Annotated in this window: 17 protein-coding genes and 1 riboswitch; of the genes, 8 read left to right on the top strand and 9 right to left on the bottom strand. The window is 71.3% G+C overall.

Features of this window, described 5'->3' with window-relative positions; translation table 11 throughout:
• Positions 1-195: 195 nt before the first annotated feature.
• From DEJ25_RS10605 to gcvT, 4 genes are all read right to left on the bottom strand, one after another.
• Positions 196-1,836 (bottom strand): ABC transporter substrate-binding protein, encoded by a 1,641-nt coding sequence (locus DEJ25_RS10605; protein ID WP_181421534.1) that lies wholly within the window; start codon positions 1,834-1,836, stop codon positions 196-198.
• Positions 1,837-2,205: 369 nt separating this feature from the next.
• On the bottom strand, positions 2,206-5,145 hold the full coding sequence (gene gcvP, locus DEJ25_RS10600; protein ID WP_111044648.1) for an aminomethyl-transferring glycine dehydrogenase: 2,940 nt from the start codon (positions 5,143-5,145) through the stop codon (positions 2,206-2,208).
• Positions 5,142-5,519: a glycine cleavage system protein GcvH gene (gene gcvH, locus DEJ25_RS10595; protein WP_110903296.1), complete on the bottom strand. Its 378-nt coding sequence runs from the start codon at positions 5,517-5,519 to the stop codon at positions 5,142-5,144. The genes gcvP and gcvH overlap by 4 nt, the downstream gene beginning before the upstream one ends.
• Before the next feature lie 5 nt (positions 5,520-5,524).
• Positions 5,525-6,649, bottom strand: coding sequence for a glycine cleavage system aminomethyltransferase GcvT (gene gcvT / locus DEJ25_RS10590; RefSeq protein WP_111044647.1), 1,125 nt, complete (start codon positions 6,647-6,649; stop codon positions 5,525-5,527).
• Between the two features lie 178 nt (positions 6,650-6,827).
• Positions 6,828-6,935: riboswitch (glycine riboswitch) on the bottom strand.
• A gap of 115 nt (positions 6,936-7,050) precedes the next feature.
• On the opposite strand from gcvT, the gene DEJ25_RS10585 reads away from it, so the two are divergent.
• From DEJ25_RS10585 to DEJ25_RS10570, 4 genes are all read left to right on the top strand, one after another.
• Complete coding sequence (locus DEJ25_RS10585) at positions 7,051-7,425, top strand: BlaI/MecI/CopY family transcriptional regulator (protein ID WP_110903298.1); 375 nt, start codon at positions 7,051-7,053, stop codon at positions 7,423-7,425.
• Entirely contained in the window at positions 7,397-8,176 is a 780-nt protein-coding gene (locus DEJ25_RS10580) for a M56 family metallopeptidase (RefSeq protein ID WP_111044646.1), read from the top strand. The genes DEJ25_RS10585 and DEJ25_RS10580 overlap by 29 nt, the downstream gene beginning before the upstream one ends.
• A gap of 80 nt (positions 8,177-8,256) precedes the next feature.
• A complete protein-coding gene (locus DEJ25_RS10575; RefSeq protein WP_181427414.1) occupies positions 8,257-8,739 on the top strand; it encodes an FBP domain-containing protein in 483 nt (160 codons plus the stop codon).
• Positions 8,736-9,005: a hypothetical protein gene (locus tag DEJ25_RS10570; RefSeq protein ID WP_111044644.1), complete on the top strand. Its 270-nt coding sequence runs from the start codon at positions 8,736-8,738 to the stop codon at positions 9,003-9,005. Before DEJ25_RS10575 ends, DEJ25_RS10570 begins: the two co-directional genes overlap by 4 nt.
• A 41-nt stretch (positions 9,006-9,046) precedes the next feature.
• Here the strand turns inward: DEJ25_RS10570 and DEJ25_RS10565 are convergent, their stop codons facing one another.
• On the bottom strand, positions 9,047-9,931 hold the full coding sequence (locus DEJ25_RS10565; RefSeq protein ID WP_111044643.1) for a LysR substrate-binding domain-containing protein: 885 nt from the start codon (positions 9,929-9,931) through the stop codon (positions 9,047-9,049).
• Between the two features lie 68 nt (positions 9,932-9,999).
• Between DEJ25_RS10565 and DEJ25_RS10560 the strand changes: the two genes are divergently transcribed.
• The 3 genes from DEJ25_RS10560 to DEJ25_RS10550 all read left to right on the top strand — a co-directional run bounded on the left by DEJ25_RS10560 (position 10,000) and on the right by DEJ25_RS10550 (position 11,764).
• Positions 10,000-10,506, top strand: a complete 507-nt coding sequence (locus tag DEJ25_RS10560; RefSeq protein ID WP_110903303.1) for a GNAT family N-acetyltransferase — start codon at positions 10,000-10,002, stop codon at positions 10,504-10,506.
• 104 nt (positions 10,507-10,610) lie between these two features.
• Positions 10,611-11,531: an SDR family oxidoreductase gene (locus tag DEJ25_RS10555; RefSeq protein ID WP_111044642.1), complete on the top strand. Its 921-nt coding sequence runs from the start codon at positions 10,611-10,613 to the stop codon at positions 11,529-11,531.
• 26 nt (positions 11,532-11,557) lie between these two features.
• Positions 11,558-11,764, top strand: a complete 207-nt coding sequence (locus tag DEJ25_RS10550; protein WP_110903305.1) for a hypothetical protein — start codon at positions 11,558-11,560, stop codon at positions 11,762-11,764.
• A 39-nt stretch (positions 11,765-11,803) separates the two neighbouring features.
• Here DEJ25_RS10550 and DEJ25_RS10545 read toward each other — a convergent pair whose 3' ends face one another.
• A complete protein-coding gene (locus tag DEJ25_RS10545) occupies positions 11,804-12,184 on the bottom strand; it encodes a hypothetical protein (protein ID WP_110903306.1) in 381 nt (126 codons plus the stop codon).
• A 391-nt stretch (positions 12,185-12,575) separates the two neighbouring features.
• Positions 12,576-13,763: a MalY/PatB family protein gene (locus DEJ25_RS10535; RefSeq protein WP_258366472.1), complete on the bottom strand. Its 1,188-nt coding sequence runs from the start codon at positions 13,761-13,763 to the stop codon at positions 12,576-12,578.
• A 120-nt stretch (positions 13,764-13,883) separates the two neighbouring features.
• Between DEJ25_RS10535 and DEJ25_RS10530 the strand changes: the two genes are divergently transcribed.
• Positions 13,884-14,660, top strand: coding sequence for an isocitrate lyase/phosphoenolpyruvate mutase family protein (locus DEJ25_RS10530; RefSeq protein WP_110903308.1), 777 nt, complete (start codon positions 13,884-13,886; stop codon positions 14,658-14,660).
• A gap of 86 nt (positions 14,661-14,746) precedes the next feature.
• On the opposite strand, the gene DEJ25_RS10525 is transcribed toward DEJ25_RS10530, so the two are convergent.
• Positions 14,747-16,588, bottom strand: a complete 1,842-nt coding sequence (locus tag DEJ25_RS10525) for an amidase family protein (protein WP_258366133.1) — start codon at positions 16,586-16,588, stop codon at positions 14,747-14,749.
• Between the two features lie 68 nt (positions 16,589-16,656).
• The gene (locus tag DEJ25_RS16715) at positions 16,657-17,532 is read right to left on the bottom strand and encodes a cohesin domain-containing protein (RefSeq protein ID WP_111044640.1); all 876 of its coding nucleotides are present in this window, start codon (positions 17,530-17,532) and stop codon (positions 16,657-16,659) included.
• Between the last annotated feature and the right edge of the window lie 86 nt (positions 17,533-17,618).

The following is a 17,618-nucleotide window of genomic DNA, read 5'->3' as shown; positions in this document are numbered from 1 at the left end:
TCAGGTTCATGTCGTGAGGGGTGGACGGTCCGAGGGTCGGCACGGGTGTCCGGTGCGGGCGGCGGCGCCCGCGTTCGTGGGGGAAGGTGTGACCGCCGTGGTACGGGGGCTCGGGGACCGTGGTCCCCGAACCCCCGTCCGGTTGGCCGCGGAGCAGGATACCTGTCCGCGATGTGTCTCGCGAGGAGACGTGTGTTACTTGGTGACCTCGATGTCGTAGTACAGCGGGACGGAGTCCCAACCGAACTTGACGTTCTTCACGTTGTCGGCAGACCAGACACCGGTGACGTTGGAGTACCAGAGCGGGATCTCGGGCAGGTCCTTGAGCAGCAGCTCCTGAGCCTTGTCGAAGGACTTGTTGCCCTCTTCGACGGACGAGGCCGAACGGCCCTTGGCGAGCAGTTCGTTGTACTCGGCCGAGTCGTAGCGCGAGTAGTTGTTCGACGAGCCTTCACCCATGGTCGGGCCGAGGAAGTTGTACAGCGACGGGTAGTCGGCCTGCCAACCGGTGCGGCTTCCGCCCGTGAGCTTGTCGTCCGTCTGCAGCGCGAGCGCCTCGGCGAACGTCGGGAGGGCCTTGCCCTCGGCCTTGATGCCCAGCGTGCTGGAGATCGAGTTGGTCACGGCGGTGACCCAGGCCTCGTGTCCACCGTCAGCGTTGTACGCGATGGTGAGCGTGTCGTTGTACGGCGAGATGTCGTCGGCCTGCTTCCACAGCTTCTTGGCCTCGGACTTGTTGTACTTGAGGACGTCGGAGCCCTTGAGGTCGCCGGTCCAGCCGTCGATCACCGGGGAGGTGAAGTCCTTGGCCGGGGTGCGGGTGCCCTGGAAGATCTTGTCGGTGATCTGCTTGCGGTTGATCGACAGCGACACCGCCTCGCGACGGAGCTTGCCCTCTTCGCCCTTCCAGTGGTCGAGGTAGTAGGGCAGGTAGATCGCCTGGAAGATCGCGGCGGCCTGGTTGACGTTCGAGTCGGGGAAGTCCGACTTGTAGGTCGCGAACGCGGCGTCCGGCACGGCGTCGAGGACGTCGAGGTTGCCGCCCTGGGCGTCGGAGTACGCGGTGTCCTGGGACGTGTAGAACGTGATCGTCAGACCACCGTTCTTCGGCTTGCGCTTGCCCTGGTAGTCCTTGTTCGTGACGAGCTTGATGTCCTGGTTGTGCGTCCAGGCGCTCTTGCCGTCGAGCTTGTACGGACCGTTGCCGATCGGGTTCTCACCGAAGGCCTTGGTGTCGTCGTAGAAGACCGAGGGGAGCGGCACGAAGGCGTTGTAGCCGAGGGACAGCGGGAAGTCCGACTGCGCCGACTTCAGCGTCACGGTGAACTCGTCGTCACTCTTGACCTTGAGGCCGGTGAGCTCGGAGTCCTTGTCGGCGTCGTAGCCCTCGATGTTCTCGAAGAAGTAGCTCGCGCCCTGCGCGTTCGACTTCTGGGCTGCCCAGTTCCACGCCTTCGTGAAGGACTCGGCGGTGATGGCCTCGCCGTTGGTGAACTTCCACCCCGAGTTGATCGTGATGTCGAAGGTCTTCGAGTCGTCGGTCTCGACGCTCTTGGCCAGTTCCTTCACCGGCTTGCCGTCGGCGTCGTACGAGAACAGACCGTCGAACAGCGACGTGATGATCTTGCCGCCACCGGTCTCGGTGGTGTTCGAGGGGATGAGCGGGTTCTGCGGTTCGCTGCCGTTCGTGGTGACGATGCCGGTGGCGTTGGCCGAACCGGAGCCGGAGCCGGAGCCCGAGCCGCTTCCGCCACCGTTGCCGGAGCAGCCGGTCAGGGCAATTGCTGTGGCCCCGAGCACGGCGAGGGCAGTGAGCCCAGCGCGCTTCTTGATCAAGAGTTCCTCCTGGTGCATGGGACGCGCCGGGCACAGAGGTCCCTCCCGGCACGTTTGACTCCTGAACTGTAGGCAGTGCAGAGAGAACCGACCAAACCCTGCGCGCATCGGTTACACGCCTGAAACCAAGTTGCAGGATCGTTGCGGCACAATGCAACTTCCGCGCGTCTGAGCCGGAGTACCGCTCATCTGTTGCGTTTGCATCAACGTCCGTGCAGCGCGCAGGTGACGCCCGGGTGAACCACAGATGTCGCCCGCGAGCGGTTGCATTCGGAGCGCTCCACCCCGCACGATGCGCGCCGGAGGCCCGTGGCGATCCCGCCACGGGCCTCCCGTCCGTCCTGCCGCCCTGTCCGGGCTGCTGTCGTCCTACGCGAACGCCTCCACCGGCGGGCAAGCGCACACGAGGTTGCGGTCCCCGTACGCCTGGTCGATCCGGCGCACCGGCGGCCAGTACTTCCGACCGGCCTGGCCGGCCGACGGGTAGACCGCCTGCTCACGGGTGTACGCGTGCTGCCACTCCCCCGTGATCACCGACGCGGCCGTGTGCGGCGCGTTGACGAGCGGGTTGTCCTCCGCCGGCCACTCGCCCCGGGCGACCGCGTCCGCCTCGGCACGGATGGCGAGCATGGCGTCGACGAAGCGGTCGAGCTCGGCCAGGTCTTCGCTCTCGGTCGGTTCGACCATGAGCGTGCCTGCGACGGGGAACGACATCGTCGGTGCGTGGAAGCCGTGGTCGATGAGCCGCTTCGCGACGTCGTCGACCGTGATGCCCGTCGCCTCGCGCAGGGGACGCAGGTCGAGGATGCACTCGTGCGCGACCAGGCCGGACTCCCCCGTGTAGAGGACCGGGAACGCCTCGCGCAGACGTGCCGCCAGGTAGTTCGCGCCGAGCACGGCGACCTCGGTCGCCCGGGTGAGCCCCTCGACCCCCATCATCCGGACGTAGGTCCAGGTGATCGGCAGGATGCTCGGGCTGCCGTACGGCGCTGCCGAGACCGGCCCGCCGGCGTGCGCGAGGCGGTCGCCGTCGACGGCTGCGTCGGCACCGGTGCGACGGTCGGCCTCCTGCGCCATCGGGTGGCCTGGCAGGAACGGTGCGAGGTGCGCCTTCGCCGCGACCGGACCGACGCCCGGGCCGCCGCCGCCGTGCGGGATGCAGAACGTCTTGTGCAGGTTGAGGTGCGAGACGTCGCCACCGAAGTCCCCAAAGCGGGCGTGCCCGAGGAGCGCGTTCAGGTTGGCACCGTCGACGTAGACCTGGCCGCCGGCGTCGTGCACGGCGTCGCAGATCGCGGTGATGTCGTGCTCGTAGACGCCGTGCGTCGACGGGTAGGTGATCATCAGCGCGGCCAGCTGTCCGGCGTGCTCGGTGGTCTTCGCACGGAGGTCGACGAGGTCGACGTTGCCGTCCTCGTCGCAGGCCACGACGACGACCCGCATGCCTGCGAGGACCGCCGAGGCGGCGTTCGTCCCGTGCGCGCTCGACGGGATGAGGCACACCGTCCGGGCGTCGTCCCCGCGGGACCGGTGGTACCCGCGGATCGCGAGCAGCCCGGCGAGTTCGCCCTGGCTGCCGGCGTTCGGCTGGACCGAGACCGTGTCGTACCCGGTGACCTCGCCGAGCCAGGTCTCGAGGTCGCCGATCATGTCGAGGTAGCCCTGCACGTCCTCGCGCGGGGCGAACGGGTGCAGTCGGGCGAACTCCGGCCACGTCACGGCTGCCATCTCGGTCGCCGCGTTGAGCTTCATGGTGCAGCTGCCGAGCGGGATCATGCCGCGGTCGAGCGCGTAGTCCTTGTCGGAGAGGTGCTTGAGGTACCGCATCATGCGGGTCTCACTGCGGTGCGCGGAGAAGACCGGGTGGGTCAGGAACGCGCTCTGTCGCTCGAGCGCGGCCGGGAGGCCCGTGCCCGCGTCACGCACGGCGGTCTCGGTCCCCGGGACGGTCACGTCGGCGGCACCGAACACCGCGGCGAGTGCGGCGACGTCCTCCGGCGTGGTCGTCTCGTCGGCAGACAGCTGCAGGGTGTCGGCGTCCACGAGGTGGAGCAGGTACCCGGCGTCGTGCGCGGCGCTGACGAGGGACTCGGCGCCACCGGTGAACCGGAGCGTCAGGGTGTCGAAGAAGTCGTCGTGCACGACCTCGGCGCCCGCGGCACGGGCGACGTCGGCGAGCGCCGCCGTCGTCCGGGCGACCCGGTGCGCGATGAAGCGCAGGCCTTCGGGCCCGTGGTAGACCGCGTACATCGACGCCATCACGGCGAGGAGCACCTGCGCGGTGCAGATGTTGCTCGTCGCCTTCTCGCGGCGGATGTGCTGCTCGCGGGTCTGCAGGCTGAGGCGGTAGGCCATGCCGCCGTCGGCGTCGAAGGACACCCCGACGAGACGACCGGGCAGCTGGCGCTCGAGACCGGCACGGACGGCGAGGTAGCCGGCGTGCGGGCCACCGAAGCCGAGCGGGACACCGAAACGCTGGCTGGTGCCCACGGCGACGTCGGCGCCGAGGTCCCCGGGGCTGGCGAGCAGGGTCATCGCGAGCAGGTCGGCCGCGACGACGGCGATGCCGCCACCCGCGTGGACGCGCTCGATGGTGCGGCTCGGGTCGACGACCCGGCCGGAGGCGCCCGGGTACTGCAGGACCACGCCGAAGGCGCCGTCGAGCTGCTCGTCGGTGGGCCCGTCGGCGGCGTCGAAGCCACGCAGGGTGATGCCGACGGCTTCCGCGCGGTGGCCGAGGATCGCGGCGGTCTGTGGGAGGAGGTCGGCGTCCACCAGGAACGCGTCGCCCTTGACCTTCGAGGCACGGCGGGCGAGGAGCATGCCCTCGACGACGGCGGTGCCCTCGTCGAGCATCGACGCCCCGGCGGTCGCCATGCCGGTGAGGTCGGACACCATCGTCTGGAAGTTGATCAACGCTTCCAGCCGGCCCTGCGAGATCTCCGGCTGGTACGGCGTGTAGGCCGTGTACCAGCTCGGGTTCTCGAGCACGTTCCGCTGGATGACCGCGGGCGTGTGCGTGTCGGAGTAGCCGAGGCCGATCATCGCGCGTCGGACGGTGTTGCGCCCGGCGACGGCACGCAGTTCGGCGAGCGCCTCGGTCTCCCCCACCGCGGCCGGCACGGACGAGTGCGCGATCGGTGCGGCGTGGATCGACTCCGGGACGGCGGCCCGGACGAGGGCGTCGAGCGAGGGCTGCCCGACGACGTCGAGCATGGCCTGCTGGTCGGCGGGAGTGGTGCCGATGTGACGGTCGGCGAAGGTGGTCTGCAGGTTCGTCGACGTGGTGAGGTCCTGGTCCGCGGTCATGCGATCGAGGCCCGGTACGTGTCGTGGTCCATGAGGTCCTCCGGGAAGGAGGTGCCGTCGACCTTGAGCTTGACGAGCCAGCCGGCGCCGAACGGGTCCTGGTTGACGGTGTCCGGGGTCGCGACGACGGCGTCGTTGACCTCGACGACCTCGCCCTCGATCGGGGCGAAGAGCTCTCCGACGCTCTTGGTCGACTCGATCTCACCGAGCTGCTCGCCCGCGGTCGTGGTGGTGCCCACGGCGGGGAGCTCGACGTAGACGACGTCACCGAGCTGTTCGGCCGCGTGGTCGGTGATGCCGACGGTGACGACGTCGCCCTCGACGAGGATCCACTCGTGGTCCTTGGTGTACTGCAGTGCGGTCTGGTCGGTCATGGGGATCAGCCTCTCGAAGCGCGACGGTAGAAGGGGAGAGCGGTGACGGTTCCGGGGATGGCGGTACCGCGGACGTCGATGTGGAGGGCCTGTCCCCCGTCGGCGCAGTCCGGGTCGACGAAGGCCATCGCGACCGGGTGGCCGAGCGTGGGCGAGAGGGCACCGGAGGTGACGGTGCCGACGACGACTCCGTCGCGGAGCACGGCGTACCCGGCACGGGCAGCGCGGCGACCCGCCATCGTGATGCCGACGAGCACGCGGGCGTCCGGACCCGGCTGCACGCCGGCGTCCCCGACGAACGAGCCCGAGGTCGCGACGACCCGGCCGAGCCCGGCCTGCGCCGGACGGACGGAGGTGTCGAGCTCGTGACCGTAGAGCGGCATGCCCGCTTCGAGACGGAGGGTGTCGCGAGCGGCGAGTCCGGCGGGCACGACCCCGCGCTCGGCACCCGCGTCGAGCAGGGCGTCCCAGAGCACCGGCGCGGTGTCGGTGTCGCTGTACAGCTCGAAGCCGTCCTCGCCGGTGTAGCCGGTGCGGGCGATGAGGACCTCGCTGCCGTCGAAGAGCGCGTGCAGCACCCGGTAGTAGCGGAGTTCATCGAGCGGGGTCTCCGGCTGCAGGCGGTCGGCGACGACGAGGGCGTCGAGCGTCCCGGCGGCGGCCGGACCCTGGATCGCGACGAGGGCGGTCCGGTCGGAGTCGTCCGTGACCGAGACGTCGTGCCCGGCGGCGCGTTCCCGCATGGCCTGCACGGCGACGTCCCGGTTGCCGGCGTTCGCCACGACGAGGAAGACGTCGTCACCGGTGCGGTACACGACGAGGTCGTCGAGGATCCCGCCGTCCGGGGTCAGGAGCAACGAGTACTTGGCCCGACCGACCGGCATCGTGCCGAACGACCCGGCGAGCGCGGCGTCGAGGTACGGGACGGCGTCGGGCCCCTGCACGCCGATCTCGGCCATGTGCGAGAGGTCGAACACGCCGGCTGCCTGGCGAACCGCGTGGTGCTCGGCGAGGTCGGACGAGTAGCGGACCGGCATGCGGTGGCCGCCGAAGTCGGTGAAGGTGGCGCCGGCGGCGACGTGCGCGGCCTCGAGTGGCGACGAACGCAGCACGGACGATGGGTCTGACATGGACGGAGTTCTCCTGGCATCGGCAGGGCCCGACGACCGTCGTCGGGTGCGGAACTCCCCCTCTGTCATGGGCCTGAGAGCTTCACCGCGGCCCATGAGGTCCGGCGGCTTTCACCGTGGGCGAGACGACGACGCCGTGGGAGGTGCCCACGATCGGGTGTCTGCTTTTCAGAGTGGCCTGCCCGCTGCGGTGTTGGACCTGAGAGATTGGCGGGGAGCTTGCTCCTTCGGTGCCCTGGCCCGGATGCAGTGCGCTCCGAGTCGGGGGCTCTCCCGCGGCGGGTGGTCGGCCGTCGTGTTCTGTTGTCCGGTGAGCATACCGAGCCCGCGTTACGGGCATGTGTCGCGGGTTCGGACCGCGGCTCCTCAGGTGACCCTTCGACATCACGTAGAGTGACGCCGTGGCAGGACAGCGATCGCGCCCCCGTGGGCAGCTCGAGCAGGCGGTGCTCGAGGCGCTCTGGACCGCCGACGCCGGGCTGACTGCACGGCAGGTCCTCGAGGTCTTCGACGAACCGCGGCCGGCCCTGACGACGGTCCTCACCGTGCTCGACCGTCTCGGCCGCAAGGGGACGGTGCTCCGCGAGCAGCACGACGACGCCCCGCTCACCTTCCACGCCGCGCACTCGCGGGAGGACCACACCGCCTCCCTCATGACGAACGCGCTGGCCGCCTCCTCCGACCGCGAGGCGGCGCTCCTGCAGTTCACCGGCTCGCTCGCCTCCGGGGACCTCGAGGTCCTCCGCCGTGCGATCGACTCCCGAACGCGTCCCTGACCGGTCCGCCCCCGTGGTCGTCACCGGCGCCTGCCTCGTCGTCCTCGCCCTCGCCGTCGTCGCGCTCGCCCCGCGCGTGCTGACGCGGGCGGGATGGACCATCGACCGTCCGCTGACCGCCATCGCCGCCTGGCAGGCATCCGTCGTCGTCGGGGTCGCCGGCTTCGTGGTCGGCATCGCCCTGGTCGTCCTCGCCGGGCGCCCGCTGACCGACCCGTTCGGCATCGGCGACTCCCCGAGTCACGGCCTGAACGTCGGTGTCGCCGTGCTCGCCGTCATCGCGTTCGCCGTCGCCGTCCGCGTCCGGCCCGGCCCCGAGCACGAGGCCGTCCGCGAGGCGATCCGCACCGGCGCCGCTCCCCACCGCGAGGTCGACGGCACCCTCGTCGCCGTCCTGCAGGCCGACACGGCCCTGGCCTGCGCGGTCCCCGGTCGTTCCGGCGGGGTGCTCGTCAGCACCGGGCTCACGGAACAGCTGCACACCGACGAGCTGGAGGCCGTGGTCGCCCACGAGCGCGCGCACCTGCGGCAGCACCACACGGCCGTCGTCGGCTTCGCCGAGTCCGTCGAACGCGCCGTCCCGTGGGTCCCGGGAGCCCGTGCGATGGCCCGGTCGACCCGGGTCCTCGTCGAGTTCGCCGCCGACGACGCAGCCGCACGCCGGGTGGGCCGCGACGCGTTGCGCCGGGCGGTCCTGGTGGCGGACGCGACGGGTGCACTCGGCGCGGTGCGGGCCTCCAGACTGTCCTGAACCGGCCGGGAGGGCCGCCCTGCGCCCGCCTGCCGGCGCACGGGGCTACCCTGGTCCGGTCCGCCACCGCGAGGGGAACCGTGCAGCCGCTCACCGAATCCGACATCCGATCGTCCTTCGTCAACGCCACGCCCGACGAACTCGCCCAGCTCCCGATCCCGGGGCTGCACGAGACGCTGTGGAACGAACGCGAGTTCCTCGGCTGGCGTGACCCGCAGGCCGCCCGTCGCGGCTACATGGTGTCCTGGATGGACGGCAAGCCGGTCGGGATCGTCGTCCGGGCAGCCGGGGGTTCACTGCGCGCGGGCATCGCCGCGATGTGCTCGTTCTGCCACTCCCCCCAGCCGGCGACGCAGGTGCGGCTCTTCTCCGCCGCCCGCGCCGGTGAGTCCGGGCGGAACGGCAACACCATCGGCACCTACATCTGCGAGGACCTGGGCTGCCCGATGCTGATCCGCACGGCGCCGCCGCACCTGAACCCACCAGCGACGATCGCGATGCGCTCCGAGTCGTTGCTGCAGCGGTTGCACAACTTCACGGCCGACCTGCTGACGACGGAGTGAACCCGGACCGCTTCCGCACCGCGCGGTGGGCCGTCGTCGAGGAACTCGGGGACGGCCGCTGGCGTCTCACCGTCCGGGACGAGGCCGACGACGAGCTCGGCGCGTTCGGTCTGGGGGTCGAGGGGCCGTGGGATCCGGACGTCGAGCCGCACGTGGGCTTCGTGCTCACGCAGATCGGGCTCGCGCTCGCCGGAGCCCGGCCATGGCGTGCGGACGAGCTCGGCGACCAGCGGGCACCGGTGTTGCCGCTGGCACTCGTCCGCTGACGGTCGCGCTGACGACCGCGCTGATGGGCCGTGCCCGCTCGTCAGTCCGCCGCGGCGAAGTTCCGGAGGACCTCGCGGTCGTCGTCCGACCGTGACGCCCAGACCAGCTCGCTCCGGTGTGCGCTGCCCTCGAGCGGCAGGAGCACCACGGTGTCCGGGGCCGCGAGCGCCGCACTCTCCGGCAGCACCGTCACCCCGAGTCCGACGCCGACCAGGTGCAGCACGGTCGCCCACGTCGTCGCCTCCTGCACGATCACCGGCCGTCGACCGCCGGAGGCCACGGGTGCGGTGTTCCGTTCGGTGGCGAGCGCGCCGGCTTCCGCGGGGAAGAACACGAACGGGTCATCGAGCAGCTCCGGGCCGCGCAACGATGCGCGGCCGGCGAAGCGGTGGTCTCGCGGCACGGCGGCGACGAAGGGCTCGCTGCGGAACCGGACGAACCGCACCCCCTCGGCCGGATCCGGGTCGCGGACCACTGCCAGGTCGAGCTCCCCACGCTGCACGGCCGCGACGAGCCGGGAGGAGAACCCCTCCGTCAGTTCCACGCGGACCAACGGGTAGCGCAGCCGGAACCGCTGCACCAACTCGATCGGGCCGAGCGGCAGCGCCGAGACGACGAACCCGACGTCGAGCCGCCCGGCCTCACCGCGCCCGGTCCGGATGGTCTCGTCGAGGTCCCGCCGGGTCTGGGCGAGCAGCGACCGGGCTCGTCCCTGCAGCACCCGACCGGCCGGGGTCAGCGCCACACTCCGGGAGGTCCGGGTGAACAGGTCGACACCGAGAGCGACCTCGATGCGCCGGATCAGCTGCGACAGGGCGGGTTGGGCGATGCCGAGCCCCGCCGCCGCCCGTCCGAAGTGCAGCTCGTCGGCGAGCGCCAGGAACGCCCGCAGCTGGCGGAGGTCGACCTCGGGAGCACGATCCATGCGCCGAGCCTATCGATCAGACTGAACGAGTATTGGACTTGACTCCGTCGGTTCCGGAGGATGGACACATGCCCGACACCACCACCGAGATCGTCATCGACGACATGTCCTCCGCTGCCGACGCCGCCGCGTTCCAGTCGCTGAACGAGCGGTGGATCACGGCGTTCTTCACGCTCGAGGACGAGGACCGCCGGCTCCTCGGCGACCCCGTGCAGCACATCGTCGACCCCGGTGGCGTGGTCCTCGTCGCCCGCCTCGGGAGTGAGGTCGTCGGCTGCGTCGGACTCGCCCCGCACGGCACCGGACCCGCCCCGCACGACACCGACGAGTTCGAGCTCGTCAAGATGGCCGTCGACCCTGACCACCAGGGACACGGCACCGGCCGCCGGCTCATCCGCGCCGCGATCGACCGGGCGCGGGACCTCGGCGCACGCCGGGTGCTGCTCGAGACGAACAGCGCTCTCACGAGCGCGATCCACCTCTACGAGACGACCGGGTTCCGGCACCTCGGAGCCGACGAGCACCCGCCGAGCCCGTACGTCCGCGCCGACGTGGCGATGGCACTCGACCTCTGACACGGGGCAGGCCGGGAGGCCCGGGACCGGACCGCCCGTCGGCGCGAGCCGGACCACGCAGCGGTTGACGGGCCTCCCGGCCGGTCCGCGTACCGTCCGGCCGCATGCCCCGCGACCAGTACGAGTACAGCGACCCGACCACCCGGTACCCGAGCACCAGCCCCGAGCCGCAGCAGCAGCCCGAACCGGGCCTGGAGTCGCGGATGGACCCGAAGCCGGACCACGGCGAGGACTCGTACCGCGGGACCGGACGACTCGCCGGGCGTCGTGCGCTGATCACCGGCGCGGACTCCGGCATCGGCGCAGCGGTCGCGATCGCGTACGCGCGAGAAGGTGCCGACATCGCCCTGGCGTACCTGCCGGACGAGGAAGAGGACGCGCAGCGGATCGTCGCCCTGATCGAGGCGGCCGGACGGAAGGCCGTCACCATCCCGGGCGACCTGACCGCGAAGAACTACCCTGCCGCCCTCGTCGAACGGGCTGTCGCCGAACTCGGCGGACTCGACGCGATCGTCACCTGTGCCGGCAAGCAGCACTGGCGAGCCGAGGTCACCGACATCCCCGACGACCAGCTCGTCGACACCTTCACCGTCAACGTCCTGTCGCTCTTCCGGCTCGTCCAGGCAGCGCTGCCGCACCTGGAGCCCGGGTCGACGATCATCACCACCGCCTCGATGGAGGCGTACCAGCCGGCTCCCGACCGGCTCGACCACGCCGCGTCGAAGGCCGCGGTCAACAACTTCTCGAAGGGTCTCGCGCAGCAGCTCATCCCCCGGGGCATCCGCGTCAACGTCGTCGCTCCCGGGCCCGCCTGGTCGGTGCTGCAGGTCTCCGCCGGGGTCGACCCGGAGACCCTGCCGGACTTCGGGTCGAGCGAGTCGCCGATGGGTCGGCCGGGGCAGCCCGCCGAGCTGGCACCGGCGTACGTGTTCCTGGCGTCGCATGAGTCGAGCTTCGTCGCCGGCGAGACCCTCAACGTGAACGGCGGCATGGTCACACCCCGACCGCTCGCCGCCGTGTCCTGAGGCGCTCTCGTTGCTACGCTCACGGCATGGCGACGCACGAGGTCCAGGCCGTCCGTGAGCAGGGCATGTGGCAGGTGTTCATCGACGGGTTCCCCGTGACCGAGGTCCGCCGGTGGCCGTCGGTCGCCTTCGTGGCCCGGGAGTGGATCTCGCTCACCGACCAGATCCCGTCGCGTGAGGTCGACCTGCACGTGACCGTCATCGGTCGCAACCACTTCGCGCCCGTCGCCTGACGGGAGCGAGTCTGACCGGAGTAGGTCGGACCGGAGCGGTCAGTCCGCAGCCGCCACGAGCTGCTGGGCCCGCTGGTACGACACGTCGAGCAGCGGACCGATCTCCCGAACGGTCAATCCGGCATCGTGGAGCTCCTTCGCCGCCGCAGCGGTCTCGTCAGCCGCCGCTCGGCGTGCGCGGTCGGCCTCGTCCCGGAGTTCGACAGCACGGTCCAGGTGCGCGCGCACCGAGTCCGGCAGGACGAACTCGACCTGGACCAAGAAGGCCTCGGCCGGGCGGTCGTGCATGTTCGCCAACCAGTCGCGGGCCATCGGTTCGACCTCGCGCTGCCGTCGAGCTTGCGTCCGGAGCTCGCCGTCGATCCAGACGAGCCAGTAGCGCCCGTCCCGCTGTGCGCGCACGTTGTGCGTCGTCGTCATGATCCGTCCTTTCCGTCATCGCAGCTGCGGATGATCGATCGTGCGAGCATCTCCCGGATCTCCCGGTGCCGGGGGATCTCGATGCGCTCACTGCCGAAGAGGAAGACGTCGTGCCTCCCGCCGTGCCGGAGGAGCACGAAGGGAACGCCACGCCGTGCCGCTCGTTGACGGAGCAGGCGAACGAGGTCCGCGCGCTTCACGGTACCTGTCCAACACCGATTGGACAAGAATGTCTAGCAGCGTTGGACGCCCCGTTGCCCTGTTGTCTGGTCTGCACGCAGCCACGATCGCTCGCCGCCGTGAGGCGGCAGGAGTGATCCGCAGTCCCTGTGGACGGACCACCGCGACGCCCCGCCTGAGGAGGACAGCTGGCAGTGGCTCCCGCAGCTCGTCAGGCGACGTGCCAGACGACAGCCTCCTGCGCACTCGACGGGTACGCGGCAGCGATGCGGAACACCGCCTCGCGGAGGGTCTCCGGCGAGCATGCGAGGTTGATGCGGGCGAAGCCCTTGCCCTCGGTCCCGAACGGCAGCCCCGAGTTCAGCGCGACGAACGCGTGCTCGCGCAGCTGCACAGCCGGGTCGTCGCCGAGGCCGAGCCCGCGGAAGTCCAGCCACGCCAGGTACCCCGCCCGAGGCCGGGCGTAGACCACGCCGGGCAGGTGCTCGGCCAGGAGCTTCGCCAGCAGACGGTCGTTCGCGACGATGCGGTCGACGACGTCGTCGAGCCATCCGACGGCCAGGGTGAACGCGGCCAGGTTCGCGTGCAGCCCGAGGATGCTCGTGCGGCAGGCGACCTCCTCCCACAGGGTGTCGAGGAGCGCCGCCGTCCGCGAGTCCCCGGCGACGATGACCGAGCACTTCACGCCGGCGAGGTTCCAGCCCTTGCTCGCGCTCGTCACGCACACGCTCCGCGCACCGAGTGGTTCGGCGATCATCGCGAACGGGGTGAACTGCACACCGGGGTGCGTCAGCGGAGCGTGGATCTCGTCACTGATCACGAGGACGTCGTACTCGGCCGCCAGACGAGCCAGCGCCTCGAGGTCTGCCCGGTCGTGGACGAGACCGATCGGGTTGTGCGGGTTGCAGAGCAGGAACACGCGGACGCCGCCCGCGAACGCCCGTTCCAGGCCGTCGAGGTCCAGCCGGTAGACGCCCCACTGCTCCCGGAGCGGGACCTCTTCCACCTGACATCGGGCCTCTTCCACGAGCTCGAAGAACGGCGGGTACACCGGCGGCGTGATCGCGACCCGTCCGCCGTCAGGCAGCGCGAGCCGGAGCGTCTCGACGATCCCCACGCTGACGTCCGTCGCCAGGTACACGCGCCCGGGGTCGACGTCCCACCCCCATCGGTCGCGGGCGAAGCCGGCGAACGCGGGCGCGAGCGGCCCGGGACCGTCGAGGTAGCCGAGGTCCGACTGCTGCACCCGTTCGACGAGGGCCTGCCGGATCTCCGGCGCGACCTCGTGGTCCATCTCGGCCACGAACAGGGGCAGCACGTCTGGCGCGTACCGCGTCCACTTGATGCTCGTGCGGACCCCGCGGAGCGTGCCGACCGGGTCCTGTTCGTCGCTGGTCATGCGTCCCAGCATGCTCCTGACGGGAGGCCCGGTGCGAGTCCGGACGTCATCGGACGTCGTCTGCCGCCCACTTCCGCCGATCGGGCACGCCCGGATCCGCGCCCGCCTAGTGTCGGCGGCATGACCACGAGCACCGCCGAGAAGGCGACGACCCTCCAGTCCCTGCACACCGCCCCCGAGATCCTCCGCGTCGTGAACGTCTGGGACGCGATCAGCGCGAAGACCGTCGCCGCGTTCCCGGAGACCCGCGCGATCGCGACCGCCGGGCACTCGATCGCCGCGATGTACGGCTACGAGGACGGCGGCATGTCGCTCGACCTCGCCCTCGCTGGCGCGAAGACCGTCGTCGACGCGGTGGACCTGCCGGTCAGCGCGGACCTCGACGACGGCTACGAGGACCCGGCCGAGACCATCCGTCGTGCGATCGGCATCGGCGTCGTCGGTGCCAACGTCGAGGACCGCCTGCGCCCGTTCGACGAGTCCGTCGCCAGGGTGGCCACGATCATGCGCGCAGCCGAGCAGGAGGGCATCGACTTCCAGCTGAACGCCCGGACCGACGCGATCGCCCGTGGCGGCGACCGTCCGATCCAGGAGAGCATCGCGGACGCCATCGCCCGTGGAAAGGCCTTCCTCGACGCCGGAGCCCCGCTCGTGTTCGTCCCCGGTGCCGTCCAGCGTGAGGTCGTCGAGCAGCTGGTCGAGGGCCTGGGCCGCGGCAAGCTCAGCGTCATCGGGCTGCCGGGCGCCCTGCCCGCCGCCGAGTACCAGGCGCTGGGCGTCGCCCGCATCTCCTACGGTCCGCTGACGCAGCGCGTCGCCCTGCGGGCGCTCCGCGACCTCACGGCCGACCTGTACGCGGGCGGCGTGATCCCCGAGGACACCCCGACGCTCAACTGAGCCGTCGACGGACGGGAGGCCCGTGGCGGTGTCGCCACGGGCCTCCCGTCCGTCAGGCGGTCATCATCGCGACCGCAGGTCGCGGCCTACCCGAGCGCCGGGTACAGCGTCGGCGAGGTGCGGGCGTGCGTCGCCTGCTCGAAGCCGTAGCCGAGCCCGATGACGGTCCCCTCGTCGTACGAGCGGCCGAGGAACTCCAGGTTGACGCCGGCGCCGGTGATCGTGGCGTCCGCTGCGGTCGCCTGCCCCATCGGGACCGTGACGGCCGGCATGCCGGTGTTCGGGCTGAGGCGCATGTTGGTGCCCTGCGTGCCGTACGGCGTGCCGGACGGGTAGACGAGCGCGTCGAGGTCCTGCGCGTCCATCATCCCGGTGACCACCTGCTTGCCGGTGGCGATCTGCGTGGTGTGCGAACCGTTCGGTCCCGCCCACGCCTGGTACTGCGCGTCGGTGATCGCGTCACGCTGCTGGTAGGTGCTCTTGCGGCTCGGCACGTACTCGCCCGAAGCGAGGATGCCCTGCAGCGACCGTGCGGTGACGTCCGGGTCCAGGTGCTTCGCGACGTACTGGTCCAGGTCGTGCTTGAACTCGTTCGTGCTGCCGCTGCCCTCGCTGAGGACCCGGTTGAACTCCGTCGTCGCGGTGATCGGGACGACGGTGGCGCCCTGGGCCTCGAGGGTCGCCTGCGCCTGGGCGAAGAGCCGCGCGGTGGTGCGGTTCGTGCCGACCATCGAGGTCACGTAACCGATGCGCTTGCCCTTCAGCGCGGTCGGGTCGAGGAACTGCGTGTACGAGGTGGGGACCTTGCCGGTCTGGCCTTCGGTGACCGGGTCGGCGGCGTCGACCCCGGTGACAGCGTCGAGCGCGACGGCCGCGTCGGTCACCGAGCGGGCGAGGGGCCCGCCGGTGTCCTGCGACAGCGCGAGCGGGATGATGCCGTCGCGACTCGTCAGGCCGACGGTCGGCCGGATGCCGACGAGCTGGTTGTACGACGAGGGGATGCGGATCGAGCCGCCGGTGTCGGTGCCGAACCCGATGCCCGCCAGGTTGGCGGAGACGGCCGCACCGGTGCCACCGCTCGAGCCGCCGGCGGTCTGGCTCGTCACGTAGGGGCTGGCGACGAGGAGCGAGGAACCGGCCGGCTGGTTCGAGGAGAACTCCGACACGAAGCCGTACGCGAACTCGTCGAGGCTGGCCTTGGCGAGGACGACCGCTCCGGCGTTCCGGAGGCCTGTGACCATCGCCGCGTCGGTGGCGGTCTGGTTGTCGTCCCAGCAGCCGCAGCCGCCCGTGGTCGGCATGTCCTTCGTGTCGTAGTTGTCCTTCAGTGCGATCGGCACGCCGAGCAGCATGCTCGTCATGCCGTGTGCCGCTCGTTCGGCGTCGGCGGCCTTCGCGGCGGCGACTGCTCCGGCGTTGGTCGTGACGATGGAGTTGAGCGGTCGCCCGCCCGCCCCCGTGTCCGTGGTGGTCCGGTCGTAAGCCGCGATGCGGTCCAGGTAGTCCTGGGTGATCTCGGCCGAGGTCGTGACCCCGGCGTTCATCGCGGCCTGCATGTCGAGCGTCGAGGCCTCGACGAGCTGGAAGGGCCCGTCGTCGTAGATCATCCGCTGGGACAGGCCGGCGACGTCCGTGAGCGTGATGGTGCCGTTGCCGTCCGCGTCGGCGGCCGAGACCGTCGACCAGTCCGGGTCGGTGCTGGTCGTGCCGAGGTGGTCGGACAGGACGGTGAGGTCGGCCTGCGTGACCTGGTCGTCGCCGGTGAGGTCGAGCGCCGTGTAGTACGGCGCGAGCATGGCGGCGGGGCTCGCGTCGACCGCGGCCGGTGCCGCGTTCGCGACGAGGGACGGGGTCGCGACGACGGCGGTGCCGACGAGGGCCAGGAGCGCGGCTCCGGCGACGGTGGTGCGGCGACGGCGGGTCGTCACGGGGGTTCCTCCGGGGGTTCGGGATGTCGTGGTGTCGTCTGCCAGGTCACGGCGACGGGGCGTGGCGGTCATCGGACGTCCTCCGTCGAGGCGGGGCGACGCGCGCGACGGCGGGCGAGGACGAGGCCGGCACCCGCGAGCAGCAGGGCTGCGCTCGCGGCGATCCAGGGTGCGAGGTCGGCGCCGGTGAACGCGAGCGCGCCGCCGGCGGGCCTGCCGGAGGTGCTGCCCACCGGGTCCGTGCCCGTCCCGGCGTCGGTGCCGGTGCCGGTGCCGTCGGTTCCGCCCGCGATCGGGGTCGCGCTCGGCGTCGCCGTGGGAACGCCGATGGGGGTGGCGGTCGGCGTCGGTGTCGGTGTCGGTGTCGGTGTCGGCGCTGCGGCGATCGTGACGGTCGTCGATGCCGGGTCGGTCAGCGTGGTGGTGCTGCCGTCGGACGCGACCACGGTGACGCGCGTCACGGCGAGGTCGACGGTGGCGGGGCTCGTCGCGGTCAGCTCGACCGAAGCGGCGAGGTCGCCGGAGATCGCCGGGGAGGTCCCGAGCCGGGTGTGCAGCAGCGAGATCGTGTCGCCGTCCTGCTCGACGGAGTCGAAGCCGCCGTCCGGGCCGGTCACGCTGCCGTCGACGACCTCGAGCGAGTCCGCGTCGGCGGCGAGGTCGATCTGGTACGCGAAGACGTCGGTCGTCGCGGGCAGGGTGAGGTCGACCTCGAGGGTGTCGCCGACCGTCACCGAGGCCGACGCGGTGATCGTGGCCGTCGTGGCGACCGGGGCGGCCGACGCCGGGGAAGCGGCGAGGACGGCGAGGCCGAGGCCGCCGACGGCGATGACGGCCGTCCGGAGCGCGGCGGTTCGGGGCGTCGTGGTTCGGGGCGTCGTGGTTCGGGGCGTCGTCGTTCGGGGCGTCGTCGTTCGGGAGCGGAGCCGAGTGCGGTGCTGCATCCGTGCGGGTCCTTCGTCAGGGTTCGGGCTGAACGCTTGCTCAGTGCTCGAACCGTAACGACGGGGTGTTTCGCGCTCAGGCCCGA

Origin of the sequence: Curtobacterium sp. MCPF17_011, from assembly GCF_003234145.1 — a bacterium.
Classification (GTDB): Bacteria; Actinomycetota; Actinomycetes; order Actinomycetales; family Microbacteriaceae; genus Curtobacterium.
Note: the sequence above shows the minus strand (reverse complement) of the source record. Positions and strands in the feature narration are given on the sequence as shown.

Excerpts from the sequence above, each read along its gene's own strand:
- gcvH (WP_110903296.1), bottom strand. The coding sequence starts at position 5,519 with ATGACCGACCAGACCGCACTGCAGTACACCAAGGACCACGAGTGGATC.
- gcvT (WP_111044647.1), bottom strand. The coding sequence starts at position 6,649 with ATGTCAGACCCATCGTCCGTGCTGCGTTCGTCGCCACTCGAGGCCGCG.
- DEJ25_RS10530 (WP_110903308.1), top strand. The coding sequence starts at position 13,884 with ATGACCACGAGCACCGCCGAGAAGGCGACGACCCTCCAGTCCCTGCAC.
- DEJ25_RS10555 (WP_111044642.1), top strand. The coding sequence starts at position 10,611 with ATGCCCCGCGACCAGTACGAGTACAGCGACCCGACCACCCGGTACCCG.
- DEJ25_RS10565 (WP_111044643.1), bottom strand. The coding sequence starts at position 9,931 with ATGGATCGTGCTCCCGAGGTCGACCTCCGCCAGCTGCGGGCGTTCCTG.
- gcvP (WP_111044648.1), bottom strand. The coding sequence starts at position 5,145 with ATGACCGCGGACCAGGACCTCACCACGTCGACGAACCTGCAGACCACC.
- DEJ25_RS10545 (WP_110903306.1), bottom strand. The coding sequence starts at position 12,184 with ATGACGACGACGCACAACGTGCGCGCACAGCGGGACGGGCGCTACTGG.
- DEJ25_RS10550 (WP_110903305.1), top strand. The coding sequence starts at position 11,558 with ATGGCGACGCACGAGGTCCAGGCCGTCCGTGAGCAGGGCATGTGGCAG.
- DEJ25_RS16715 (WP_111044640.1), bottom strand. The coding sequence starts at position 17,532 with ATGCAGCACCGCACTCGGCTCCGCTCCCGAACGACGACGCCCCGAACG.
- DEJ25_RS10535 (WP_258366472.1), bottom strand. The coding sequence starts at position 13,763 with ATGACCAGCGACGAACAGGACCCGGTCGGCACGCTCCGCGGGGTCCGC.
- DEJ25_RS10560 (WP_110903303.1), top strand. The coding sequence starts at position 10,000 with ATGCCCGACACCACCACCGAGATCGTCATCGACGACATGTCCTCCGCT.